Genomic DNA, 12,710 nt, shown 5'->3' on the forward strand with positions numbered 1-12,710 from the left:
GTCGCTACAGGTGTGGATTGATCAGGCCGAGCCGCGTCGCTTCCACCGCGGCTTCGGCGCGGCAGCCGATCTTCAGCTTGCGATAGACGTTCTTGACGAACTCGTGCGCGGTGTTGCGTGTGACGCCGAGCGTTTCGGCGACTTCCGCAATCTTGAAGCCCTTGGCGATCAGCGTCAGCGTCTCGCGCTCGCGCGGCGTCAGCTTCGGCGCTTCGGCTGTCGCACGCGCGGTCTTTTCATCGCCGAACACGCGCAGCAGGCGACGCGCGATCGACGCCGACAGCGGCGGTTCGCCGGCGGCGATGCCGCGCAGTGCCGCGACCGTGCGATCGCGCGGCTGGTCCTTCAGCAGATAACCGGCGGCGCCGGCGCGCAAGGCCGGAAACAGATGCTGGTCATCCGCGTAGATGGTGGTGACGATGCAGTGGCAGCCCGGATGCGAGGCGGCGAGTTCGGCGATCAGGTCGATGCCGGAGCCGTCCGGCAGGCCGAGATCGACGAGCGCGATGTCGGGGGCTTGCGAGGTGATGCTGGCGCGCGCGGAAGCGAGCGTGTCGGCCGTCCGCACCTCGACGCCGGGAAAGGCATCCGCCAGGGTTTCGCCCAGCCAGCGCGTCAAGGCCGGCTGGTCCTCCACCACCAATCCCCGATTCATCTTGCCTCATTCCCCCGAATGCGTCGCGCACGCCGATGCGGATGTCGGGCCGCAGGGGTCGCAGCCTGCTTGGGCGCCATGCACAGCGTCAAGCCCTTGCCCCCTCAACAGGTTATTACCGCAGCCAGGCCCGGAGCCCATGCTCGCCGCGCTCTCGGCGGCAAGACCTGAATCGGCAAAGTGTTCGACGGTCCGCTCGGGCAGGTGGCGATGGCGATCGGCCCGCCTGTTACGCCGAGCAGCGAGGACGCATACCGTGCGGTCTACGGGCAGCTGATCGGTGACGCCGCGGGGGCGATGGCAAATGCACTCGCCGACGCGAAGCAGGCCATTGCGTCTCGCAGGCTTTCCCTGAGCCTGGCGGATGTCACGGTTGCGCCGTTCACGGCAAGTCCGTTCGCACGCGAAGGTAACGTGCGAAGCGCGGCACGCCGTTGGCGGTCAAGCCGTTGTAGGTATAGGTGATCGTGGTGCCGACCGGCGGTGGTGTCCGCCGGTCGGCATCCGACAGTCCCGAGCCGATGCGGAAGCGCAGACCGTCGGCGCGTTCGACTTCCAGCGCTCCGACCATGCCCGTGTACTTGCCCTTGCCCGGCGTGTAGCCGACGACTCGCGCCTCGGCATCGTCGTGCGGCTTGAACTTGAGCAGATCGTCGTTGCGCTCGGCGCGATAAAAGGAGGCGCCGCGATGCAGGACCAGGCCCTCGCCACCGGCGGCGACGATGGCATCGCGCCGCGCGAGCAAGGCGGCCGGCGAGGCGACATGCGTCTGTTCGACGAGGCGCAGCGTCGCGGGCATCGCACTGGAGAACAAGGCGCGCAAGGCGGCGAGGCGCGTGTCGAAGCTGCCGCCGTGCGCCGGCAGGTCGAACACCATCAGATGCATCTGTCGCCAGGCCGCGTCGTCCGGCGTCTCGCTGCGCACCGTCGACGAGGCCTGTTCGAAGCGGCCGCGTCCGGCCCAGAGTTCGCCGTCGAGCGGCACGGCCGGCCAGCCGGTCGTGAACCATGCCGGTGCCGATACCGGCGTGCCGCCGCGCGTCCACAGGCGTCGTCCGTCCCAGTAACCACGTACGCCGTCGAACTTCTCGCTGACCCAGTAAGCCGACAGATCGATGGCGTCGCCGACGTGGTAGACGTCGGCCAGCATCAGGGGCGGCGGATCGGCAGCATGGACCGCGAGAGCGGGCAGGGCGCCGATCAGGAACATCGCGATTCGGAATCTTCGCAGCATCGTGGTCTCCGATGTCTGCGTCCCAGCCTAAGTGGTCTCGGCGCTACAGATTGAGACCCGGCGCAAGTTTTTCCGGCAGTTGCGGATGCGCGCTTTCACCGCTGGCAACCGGATACGCGCAGTAGTCGGCGGCGTAGAACGCGCTCGCGCGATGATTGCCGCTGGCGCCGATGCCGCCGAACGGAAACGCACCGCTGGCGCCGGTGGTGGGGCGGTTCCAGTTGACGATGCCGGCACGTGAGCGGCGCCAGTACTGCCGGTATTCGGCCTCGTCGTCACCGATGAAGCCGGCCGACAGGCCATAGCGTGTGCGATTGGCGACGGTGATGGCGTCGGCCAGCGAGGCGACGCGAATGATCTTCAGCAGCGGTCCGAAGTGCTCTTCGTCGGGCATTTCACAATCGCTGGCATCGAGCAGCCCGGGTGTGACGAAGGCCGCGCCGCGTTCGAGCGTACGCATCGGCAGCACGACTTTCGCGCCGAGGCCGATCAGTCCAGCCTGCGTATCGAGCAGCTGACGCGCGACGGCGGCGCTGATCACCGGGCCCATGAAGGGCTGCGGCTCGTCGTTCCAGGCGCCGATGCGCAGATGCTCGACGACTTCACTCAGACGTGCGACGAAGCGTCTGCCGAACGCGTCGTCGGGCACGATCAGGCGGCGCGCACAGGTGCAGCGCTGGCCGGAGGTCAGGAACGCCGATTGCACGACGTCGTGAATCGCGGCGTCGAGGTTTTCGACCGGCCGCACGATCAGCGGATTGTTGCCGCCGAGTTCGAGCGCGAGGATTTTCTCGCTCATGCCGGCGAACTGCCGGTGCAGGATCGCGCCGGTACGCGAGCTGCCGGTGAAGAACAGGCCGTCGAGTTCCTGGTGTGCGGCCAGCGCTTCGCCGGTCGCCCGTTCGCCCTGCAGCAGCTGCAGCACGGCAGCCGGAAGCCCGGCCGCCTGCCAGCACGCGACCATCGCCTCGCCGACGGCGGGCGTCTGTTCGCTGGGCTTGAACAGCACGCAGTTGCCGGCGAGCAGGGCCGGCACGATGTGCCCGTTCGGCAGATGGCCGGGAAAATTGTACGGCCCGAATACCGCGACCACTCCGTGCGGCTTGTGACGCAGCACGTGGCCGCCGGCGGCTTCCGTGCTGCCGGTGCGCAGGCCGTAGGCGCGGATCGACAGCTCGATCTTGCCGATCATCGCCGCGACTTCGGTGCGCGCTTCCCACAGCGGTTTGCCGACTTCGCGGGCGATCAGCGCGGCCAGGGCTTCCTTGCGCTGTTCGAGCGTCCGTGCATAGGCGCGCAGCAGCGCTTCGCGCTCGCCGTGTGCGCGGTCGCTCCAGTCGTCGAACGCGGCCCGCGCCGCCGTGAACGCTTCGTGCACGTCCTCGCGATTGGCGGCCTTGCCCTGCCACAGCGAATCGCCGCTCGCGGGATCGATGCTGTCGAAGGTGCTGCCACCGCCGTCGCGCCAGCGCCCATTGACGAGAAGTAGTCCGGTGGTCTGCATCATGGGTTCCACGTCTGATTCCCGCGACGACGAAGCGCTGCCGCGATCAAGTTCGTCGTCGATCGCGGCAGCGTGCATGCCCGACCTCTGATCCGGCATGGCAGTCGCTTGCTCACAGCGGACAGACCCGCACGGTTTCACCGTCGCTGATCTGCAGCGCCGCCGCTACCGCCGGCGACACCTGTACGCCGTCGCGACCGGAGCGGGCCTCGGCCATCGTGCAGCGATAGTCCGCGAGCTGTTCGTTGGCGATCAGCAAGGGGCGCGTGTCGGACAGGCGGCCGTCCTCGATGATTGCCGGCAGCAACAGCGAGCGGCGCACCGAACGGATGGCACGCAGCGGTGCCTCGACGGACGGTCCGCCGTCGAAGATGTCGATATAACCCTGGTAACGGAAGCGCTCCTGTTCGAGGAAGCGCAACGCCGGTGCCGTTTCCGGATGGACCTGCCCCAGAACCGCCTGCGCCTCGGCCGGCAGCAGGACGGTATAGATCGGGTGCTTGGGCATCAGCTCGGCGATCACCGCCTTGTTGCCCTGACCGACGACGTGCTCGGCGGCGCCGTATTCGATGTCGAAGAAATGCCGGCCGAGGCCCTCCCAGAACGGCGAGCGCCCGTTTTCGTCGGAAACGCCGCGCATCTCGGCAATGACCTTGTCGGCGAAGCGCTGCGGGAATGCCGCCATGAACAGGAAGCGCGATTTCGACAACATCGCGCCGTTGCCGCCCTGGCGCGCATCGCGATTCAGGTAGAGCGAGCAGAGCATCGAAGCGCCGGTCAGGTCGTTCGACAGATACAGCGTCGGCAGGCGCTTGTAGACGTCCAGCGCCGGACTGGCCTGTACGGTCAGTCCGACGTGGTAGCTGTAGAACGGTTCTTCGAGCCCGCAGGCCGCTTCGATCGCGCAGCAGCCGAGCATCGTGCGGCTCGTCATGTCCTCCAGCACGAACATGTAGCGTTCGGGGCCCGGCCGCTTCACGTCCTCGCCGAACGAGGCCAGCGAACGCGCGATCTTCCGTTCCAGTACCTCGCGCACCGGCGGCAGCGACGTGAAGCCGGTGCCGGCGCCGCGCGCAAGATCGAGCAGCGCATCGAGATCGCCGGCGGCGATCGGCCGTACGCGATTCACGTCCAGCTCCATTCGCCGCTGGCGACGCGCATCAGCAGCAGGGCCGACAGGCGCGCGCGTTCGGCGAGGCTGGACCAGCGCATGGTTTCGCGTTCGGAGTGGATGTCACGGCCGACGACGCCGAGGTTGTCGAGATTGGGCAGGCCGTGCGCGGCGAGATTGTTGCCATCGCAGCAGCCGCCGGTCGCCTTGAACTCGAATGGCAGTTCCAGTGCGCGACCGCAGTCGAGCATCCAGTCCATGAGTCGGTGCTGGGCTTCGTTCAAGGGCTTGGGCGGCCGCGTGAAGCCGCCGCGCAGTTCGAACACGATGCCGTCGCCGCCGTGTGCCCGGAAAATCCGGTCGAGCGCCTCGCGCAGCCATTGCTCGTCGCTGGCGTGCCGGGTGCGGACATTGAATTTGAACAGACAGAACTCGGGCACGACATTGAGGGCGCCACCGCCGCGGACATAGCCGGGATTGACGGTAACGCCGTCACGTTGCAGCGCGTGGATCGCGGTGATCACCCGCGATGCGGCGACGATCGCGTTGCGTCCCTGTTCCGGGTTGCGGCCGGCGTGCGCTGCGCGACCGTGGATCAGGATGTCGAAGTTGCCGCTGCCCTTGCGCGCGCCGGCCAGATTGCCGTCCGCGAACGATGGTTCGAACACCAGACCGAAGCGATTGCGCTGCGCGGCTTCGGCGAGCAGCGGTGCCGAGCCCTGCGAGCCGATCTCTTCGTCCGGATTCAGCAGCACCTCCCAGCCGATGCGCTCGCGCCAGGGACTGCGCTCCAGCGTCGCCAGCGCCAGCCACATCACCAGCAGGCCGCCCTTGAGATCGGCGACGCCGGGGCCGTGCAGGCTGTCGTCGTCGCTGAACGTGGCGGTCTGGAACGGGCCGTCCGCGGCGTAGACGGTGTCGAGGTGCCCGCCGAGGAAGATCTGCAGCGGTGCCTCGGGCCGCTGCCGCAGACGCAGGGCCGGCCCGATCGCGCGCTCGCGCAGCGTGCCGTCGTCGGCGCTGGACCGGTGCGCGGGCAGCTCGAACCACTGCGCCTGCGCACCGAGCGCCTCGAAGCGCGGCGCGATTCGCTCGGCGACCGCGCGCACGCCGGCGACGTTGAAACTGCCGGAGTTGAGATTGGCGAGCTGCACGAGTTCGTCGCGCAGCGCCGACGCCTGCGCCACTGTCCACTCCAGATGCGGGATGTAAGCGTCTCGCACGTCGCGAATCCGATCTGCTGTAATGACTCCATTCTAGGTAGGCTGCCGAACGGCGCCTGAGGAAAATCCCGTGAGACATCCGCGTTATTTGCTCGCCGCGCTGTTGCTGATCGTGCTGCCGTCGGCCCGGGCGTCCGATCAGGCGCTCTGGGAGCATTCGACGCTGAACCAGATCCTCAGGCGCGGCGAGCTGCGGGTCGGTGTCGAAGCCGGCTACATGCCGTTCGAGATGCGCGACCGCAACGGCAACATCGTCGGCTTCGATGTCGATCTGGCGCGGCTCATGGCGCGTTACATGGGCGTGAAGATGACCCTGGTCAACACGCAATGGGACGGCATCATCCCGGCCCTGATGACCGACAAGTTCGACATCCTGATGGGCGGCATGACGATCACGCCGGAACGCAATCTGCAGGTCAATTTCGCCGATCCCTACATCGTCATCGGCCAGACCGTACTGATCCGCAAGGGCCTGATCGGCACGATCACCGAGCGTGAACAGCTCGACGATCCGAAATACACGATTGCCACCAAGCTCGGCACCACCGGCGACATCGCCGCGCGCAAGTATTTCGCCAAGGCGAAGATCAAGGCTTTCGAGAGCGAGGCCGAAGCGACGCTGGAAGTGCGCAACGGCCGCGCCGATGCCTTCGTTTACGACCTGCCGTTCAATGCCGTGTTCGTTGCTCGCTATCCGGGGCAGGTCGGCCTGCTCAAGGAGACGTTCACGCAGGAGCCGCTGGGCTGGGCGATCCGCAAGGGCGATCCCGATTTCATGAACTGGCTCAACAATTTCCTGCGCGTGATCCGCGCCGACGGCAGCTACGACGCGCTGTACGGCAAGTGGTTCGAGGGCACGGCCTGGCTGAAGAATGTCGGCGGCGGTTGATTGCGGCAACACCGATAACGAGGACCTCCGCGATGGTCGACAATGCTCCGGCTTTCGATGTCGAGAAGCACCTGCAGAATCTGCAGCGTGACGGCTACAGCATCATCGACGACTTCCTGACGGCGAGCGATCTGCGCGAGGTTCGCGAAGGTCTGGCGCCGCATCTCGATCGGCACAGCGGCCGCAACAATTTCGAAGGGCACAAGACCGAGCGTGTCTACACGCTGGTGGCACGCGGCGCGATCTTCGAGCGCATCACCGAAGATCCGCGCGTGCTGGCGCTGCTCGATCGCCTGCTGCAGCCGGGCTATCTGCTGACGGCGAGTCAGGCGATCCGCATCCATCCCGGCGAGACGCCGCAGCCGATTCACTACGACGATCAGTTCTATCGCATTCCTCGCCCGCGGCCGGCCATCAGCGTCTCGACGATCGTCGCAGTCGACCCGTTCACGGCCGACAACGGCGGGACGGATATGCTGCCCGGCAGCCATCTCTGGAGCGACGCGCAGATTGCCGGCATTTACGATGGCCATGACGCCGATGCGCCTGCGCGTGATGATCTGCAGGCGCAGCTGCGAGCGACCCGGATGCCGGCTGGAGCCTGTGTCGTGTTTCTCGGCACGCTGCTGCACCGAGGCGGCGCCAATCGCAGCGACGCGCCGCGACTGGCCTTCTCGAACCAGTACTGCGAGCCGTGGGCGCGCACGCAGGAAAACTATTTTCTCGGCGTGCCGGCGTCACTGGCGCGCGACATGTCGCCACGCCTTCAGCAGTTGCTGGGGTACGACATCTGGGCGCCGTTCATGGGGCACGTCAGCGCCAGTCATCCGGCAAAGGCCTTGCGCGAGGATTGGGTGGCGCCGGTAATGAACCGGTCGCATTCCCGCTAGCGCGGCTGCGTGCCGGCGACCCGGTTTCCGGAGCTGCGACCTTGCTTGCGCATGCAGCGACCGATTGCCCGAAGCTGCGGCGTCCCGATCCTGATCAGCTGGAGAGAAACGCGGCGTGCTGTGTCGGGAATTCGGCAGCCAGCCGGTCGAAGTCGAATACCGACGGAATCAAGAGGGCGCCGAGCATGCGCCGCATGCGGTCTTCGGTAATCGCAAGGAAATCGCCCTTGCCGACCGTCGTGTGCATGTAGAACGTGATCCACAGCAGCAGATCGTCGAGCCGCACGGAAGGCCTGAAGTATCCAGCCTCGCGCCAGCGGTTCAGGAAGGTCAGCCACATCTCGCCCATCGCGTCGAGCAGGGACTGATCCGAGCCGGGCACGCGCGCAAGCAGTTCGCTGCCGGCGTCGCTGGTGACGATGCGCGTGTACGGATGGTCACGTGCCGTCGAGATGGCCATGACGATCGCGTCGATCATTGCCTTGGGCGGGTAGGGCTCCTCGCGCAGGATCGGAATGACGACGCGCACGTGATCGCGGATCTCGCGGACCAGCACCTCGACAGCCAGGTGATGGCGCGAGGGGAAATAACGATAGATCGTCGGCCGCGAGATCTTGGCGATCTTCGCGATGTCGTCCATGGACGTTTTTTGAATTCCGTAACGTTCGAAGCACTTGATGGTCGCGTCGATGATCTTGTCCTCGACGCGAGCGTCACGTCGGAATGAGGCGGTCGTCGTCTTCACCTTGCAGCTTCTCCTTGTCGTCACCCGTCGGTCGCTGGTTCACCCCACGACGTACCGTCATTGTGCGTATGTTAGGGGGCGGGCGCGGATCGCGCATGTGATTTCGTTGCCGGCGCCGGCTCTAGCGGCCAATCGGCGGCCCGGAGCGCATCGAATTACAAATCTTGACATCTGTAACTATGAGCAATAGATTTAAGCCCAGCTCGAAGGCTGCCGACGGAAGGCTTGCCCCGGCCCTGGTCGCAGCAGTCGGCCTGTAAAGAACACATAGCGGAGGAGATGTGACGATGTCTACCGAATCCAGGTTGGCGCTGGCTTTTGCGTTGTCTGCGGCCCTGCCGGCCGCACTGCCCACAATGGCGTGGGCGCAGGATCAAACGGCGGGCGACAGCGTCGACGTTCCGGTGGCGAGTGACGGCGCCGCCGGAGCCGCACCGGCCGACGACGCCACTGGCGCTTCTTCGACGGCCGATCCGTCGCAGGCGCCGGCCGGAGCGGACGCGACCGCGGATGCCGCGGCGCCGGAGCCGTACCCGGGCACGCTGGCGGTGGGCAACGACGAGCCGCCGCCGGTGGACGCCGGCAAGGCGGCGCCCGCCGGCAACCGTCTGATGGCGGAAGTGATCGTGACCGCGCAGAAGCGCGAGGAGAACATCCAGAAGGTTCCGATCTCGATCACGGCATTCAGCGCCGATGCGCTGGACGCGAAAGGGATCGACGATGCCAAGGGGCTTGCGCAGGCGACGCCCGGCATGTACTACGGCCAGACCGTCAACTTCGCCGTGATCTACATCCGCGGCGTCGGCTCCGATGCCTTCCTGCCGGACTCGGACCCGAGCATCGCGACCTACATCGACGGCATCTACTACCCGTTCGCCAACGGTCTTTCCCAGGCATTCGGCGCCGTGGAGCGCGTCGAAGTCCTGAAGGGTCCGCAGGGGACCCTGTTCGGCCGCAACTCGACGGGCGGTGCCATCAATACCGTCACCAAGTCGCCGGGGCCGGATTTCGAGAGTTCCCTGCTTGCCAGTTACGCAAGCTACAACGACATGAAATTGCGTGGATACGTCAACATCCCGATCGTCGATTCGCTGGCGGCGAGTCTGTCGGTGGTCCACAACGAAGAGGACAGCTACTACAAGGGCACGATCGACAATCCCGCGACGCCGCTGAACCTTGGTGGTGATGCATCGACGGCACGCTCACTGCCTGGCACGACGGAGAACGCGGCTCGTGTCAAGCTGAAGTGGGACATACTCGACAATCTCGACTTCAACATCGCGGGCTTCGTCGATCTGACGCAGGGCCTCAGCTCCAGCGCGATGCCCAATGTCGATCCCAGCCTCATCCAGAAGTCGCTGGACACGCTTTACGGCGTGACGACGGTCCAGCCGGGAACGTACCGCACCGATGTCGACGTGCCGGGATATTTCCGTTCCAACAACAAGGTGGTCTACGGGCAGTTCAACTATCGTCCGGACTGGCTCGACGTCAAGCTGCTCGGCAGCCATCAGAAGATCGTCGCCGACAACTACTTCGACTTCGACGGCACGCGGGTTCCGTTCATCGAGTTCGGCGCGCCGGGACAGTTCGCGGACGTGACGACGGGCGAGTTGCAGCTCGTCTCGAAGAAGGACGGCATGCTTCCCGACTGGCTCGACGGCATCGTCGGGCTCTACTACTTCAAGGAAAAGTCCGGCTTCCCGGACAACCGCCTTTCGGTTCTGGGCGGACTGTCCAACGGCCAGATCGCCGGCATTCCGCTACCGTCGGCGCTCACCGGTCTGCTGACCGGCGGCGGTCCTCTGGCCAATCTGCTGAACACGCTGACCGACGGTCTCGGCCTGCCCAACGGCGGCGTGCCGAACGGTGTCGATGTGTCGCTGCATGATCAGCTCGGCACCAAGTCGTGGGCGGCCTACACGCAGGAAACGGTGCACTTCAACGACTCGTTCAGCTTCACGGCCGGTGTGCGCTATCAGCAGGAACAGCGGCACGTCATCCAGTCGGACGTGCTGCTGATCAACACCGATGGCAGCGAGGCGCCGCTGCTGTCGTTCAACACGCCGAGCAAGAAATCACATGATCTGTCGCCGAAGTTCGTGCTCGACTACAACTTCACGAAAGATGTCATGACCTATCTGTCGTGGACCAAGGGCTACAAGAGCGGCACCTTCAAGACCGTCAACGTCTACACGCAGCCGCAGTACGTGAAGCCGGAAACCGTCGAGACCACCGAACTCGGCATCAAGTCGACGTTCCTCGATGGTGCGCTGCGCTTCAACGCGGCCGCGTTCCAGAACAAGATTCACGACATGCAGGTGCAGTTCATCTCGGTGCTCGGCGGTGGTGTCGCGCAGCTGGAAAACGCACCGGGCGCGCGTATCCGTGGCGCGGAATTCGATACGCAGTGGACCCCGTTGAGGACGCTCGATCCGGGCCTGGTGGTGGCTGGCGGACTGACCTATCTGCATGGAATCTTCACCAGCTATCCGCAGGGCAGCGGCTACGGACTGACCGACGGCATCTTCTTCGGTCGTCTGCCGGGCGGCATCAATACCGGACAGGATTTCACCGGCAACAAGATCACCCGCACACCGAAGCTGAGCGGTTCGTTCGGGCTCAATCAGATCATCGATGGCATCGGCAACGGCAACATCGAACTGGCCGCCGACCTCTACTACAACAGCGGCTTCTACTACCTCGCGCAGAATTCCCCGACGTCGAAGCAGGACAGCTACTACGTCGTCAACGCGTCCGTCAGCTATCTCTACGAGCCCTGGCATTTCCGTACCACGGTCTTCGGCAAGAACCTCACCGACGAACGCTACACGTACTCCAAGTTCATCCTCGATACCGGCACCCTCGAGTATCTGGCGCCGCCGCGCACCTTCGGTATCCGGCTCGGCCTGGACTTCTGAGTCCCGACGCATCGAATGATCAGGTGCTCACTCAATTAGCGTGAATTTGGGGATCAACATGATGAACATAGTGAATCGTTGTGCCGTGGCGGGCTTTGGTTTGATCGCGGCGACCGTCGCCTCGACGGCGCTTGCCCAGGACGACACCTCGCCGCTGTACGACGGCACTTACATTGCACCGATGGCCAGCGGTCTGTTTCCCGGCGACGGCAAGCTGAAGACCAGCGTCGGCGGGCAACTGGGCATTGGCTACCGGCGTGGCTGGTACGCACTCGAGATGATGGGCGACTACGCTCGCGTGCCATTCAAGAGTGGTGGTTCGGTCGAACAGTTCGGTGGCGGCATCAACGGCTTGATGTTCCCGTTTTCATCGTCGTCATCGACGATCGCCCACAACTTCTATGGTCTGATCGGTCTGGGCCTGCTGCAGAACGATGGCTTCAAGACGCCGGACGGCCGGAACGGGGCGCTCGAGTCGCACAATTTCATGATGACGACCTACTCGGGCGGCGTCGGCGATCTGCTTCCGCTGAGTCTGGGACCCTATGAATTCGCCATCCGCGCCGAAGCGGTGTACCGCTATGGCCATCGTGCGGACCTCGTGAATCGCCGCAGCGGCGACATCTCGGCGCCGAACGACTTCAACGACGTGCTCGTCAATCTCGGTCTGCAACTGCCTCTGGGATTCCCGGAACCCTCGCCGGCACCGGTTGCGGCGCCGGTTGCGGTGGTGCCGGTGGCGGCGCCCGTCGACAGCGACGGCGACGGTGTCACGGATGACAAGGACCAGTGTCCGAACACGCCGGCCGGCACCCAGGTCAACGATGTCGGCTGTCCGCTGCCGCCGCCGTGCAAGCCGCCGGAAGCCGGTCAGCGGGTCGACCTGTCGGGCTGTGCGGTCGGCGATACCATCGTGCTGCATGGCGTGAACTTCGAATTCGACAAGGCGAAGCTGACTGTCAATGCCCAGACCATACTCGATGGCGTGGCCGATGCACTCAAAGCGGCGCCGGATGTTCACGTCGAGGTTGACGGTCATACGGATTCCAGGGGCAGCGACGACTACAACCAGAAGCTTTCGGAGTCGCGCGCACAGGCCGTGATGCAGTATCTCGGCGAGCACGGCGTCGCTGCCGATCGGATGAGCGCGGTCGGTCTCGGCGAGACGCAGCCGATCGCGGACAACGATACCGACGAAGGTCGCGAACTCAATCGCCGTGTCGAACTGAAGATCACCAGCGCTGCGGCGCCGGCCACCGATACCTCGGCGTCAGCGCCAGCCGGCGATGCATCGCCGTCGGGCGACGACATGAACGTGCCGCCGGCCGATGCACCCGCTGCCGATGCGGCGACGGGTGAGCCGCCAGTGGCCGAGCTGCCGGTCGGGCAGTAGACATGCAGCTCGGTCAGCATCAGGAGGATCCGCGCCGGCGCATGATGGGCATCGGCGCCGTGGTGGCGTTCCACGCGCTGCTGATCTGGGCACTGGCAGCGGGTCTGGCGCACAAGATGATCGAGATCCTGCCGGCGCCGATCGA

General features: G+C 65.4%; 10 protein-coding genes. 4 read left to right on the forward strand and 6 right to left on the reverse strand.

Annotated elements, in window-relative coordinates:
* Window positions 1-4: 4 nt before the first annotated feature.
* From G7Y85_RS11910 to G7Y85_RS11930, 5 genes are all read right to left on the reverse strand, one after another.
* Window positions 5-655, reverse strand: a complete 651-nt coding sequence (locus tag G7Y85_RS11910; protein WP_166257010.1) for a response regulator transcription factor — start codon at window positions 653-655, stop codon at window positions 5-7.
* 382 nt (window positions 656-1,037) lie between these two features.
* Entirely contained in the window at window positions 1,038-1,889 is an 852-nt protein-coding gene (locus tag G7Y85_RS11915; protein ID WP_166257013.1) for a DNA ligase, read from the reverse strand.
* A 43-nt stretch (window positions 1,890-1,932) separates the two neighbouring features.
* Window positions 1,933-3,396, reverse strand: a complete 1,464-nt coding sequence (gene astD / locus G7Y85_RS11920) for a succinylglutamate-semialdehyde dehydrogenase (protein WP_166257097.1) — start codon at window positions 3,394-3,396, stop codon at window positions 1,933-1,935.
* A gap of 109 nt (window positions 3,397-3,505) precedes the next feature.
* Window positions 3,506-4,534, reverse strand: coding sequence for an arginine N-succinyltransferase (astA, locus tag G7Y85_RS11925; RefSeq protein WP_166257016.1), 1,029 nt, complete (start codon window positions 4,532-4,534; stop codon window positions 3,506-3,508).
* A complete protein-coding gene (locus tag G7Y85_RS11930) occupies window positions 4,519-5,727 on the reverse strand; it encodes a hydrolase (RefSeq protein WP_166257019.1) in 1,209 nt (402 codons plus the stop codon). Before G7Y85_RS11930 ends, astA begins: the two co-directional genes overlap by 16 nt.
* A gap of 70 nt (window positions 5,728-5,797) precedes the next feature.
* On the opposite strand from G7Y85_RS11930, the gene G7Y85_RS11935 reads away from it, so the two are divergent.
* The gene (locus tag G7Y85_RS11935) at window positions 5,798-6,616 is read left to right on the forward strand and encodes a transporter substrate-binding domain-containing protein (protein WP_366514955.1); all 819 of its coding nucleotides are present in this window, start codon (window positions 5,798-5,800) and stop codon (window positions 6,614-6,616) included.
* Between the two features lie 32 nt (window positions 6,617-6,648).
* Window positions 6,649-7,506 carry a phytanoyl-CoA dioxygenase family protein gene (locus G7Y85_RS11940; RefSeq protein WP_166257022.1) on the forward strand — a complete coding sequence of 286 codons (858 nt, stop codon included), beginning with the start codon at window positions 6,649-6,651 and terminating at the stop codon, window positions 7,504-7,506.
* A 94-nt stretch (window positions 7,507-7,600) separates the two neighbouring features.
* On the opposite strand, the gene G7Y85_RS11945 is transcribed toward G7Y85_RS11940, so the two are convergent.
* Entirely contained in the window at window positions 7,601-8,275 is a 675-nt protein-coding gene (locus G7Y85_RS11945) for a TetR/AcrR family transcriptional regulator (protein ID WP_366514956.1), read from the reverse strand.
* Window positions 8,276-8,538: 263 nt separating this feature from the next.
* Here G7Y85_RS11945 and G7Y85_RS11950 point away from each other — a divergent pair, with 263 nt between their 5' ends.
* Window positions 8,539-11,172, forward strand: coding sequence for a TonB-dependent receptor (locus G7Y85_RS11950; protein WP_166257028.1), 2,634 nt, complete (start codon window positions 8,539-8,541; stop codon window positions 11,170-11,172).
* 61 nt (window positions 11,173-11,233) lie between these two features.
* On the forward strand, window positions 11,234-12,565 hold the full coding sequence (locus tag G7Y85_RS20465; protein ID WP_277817157.1) for an OmpA family protein: 1,332 nt from the start codon (window positions 11,234-11,236) through the stop codon (window positions 12,563-12,565).
* Window positions 12,566-12,710: the final 145 nt, after the last annotated feature.

Source organism: Solimonas terrae (genome assembly GCF_011067135.1).
Lineage (GTDB): Bacteria > Pseudomonadota > Gammaproteobacteria > Nevskiales > Nevskiaceae > Solimonas > Solimonas terrae.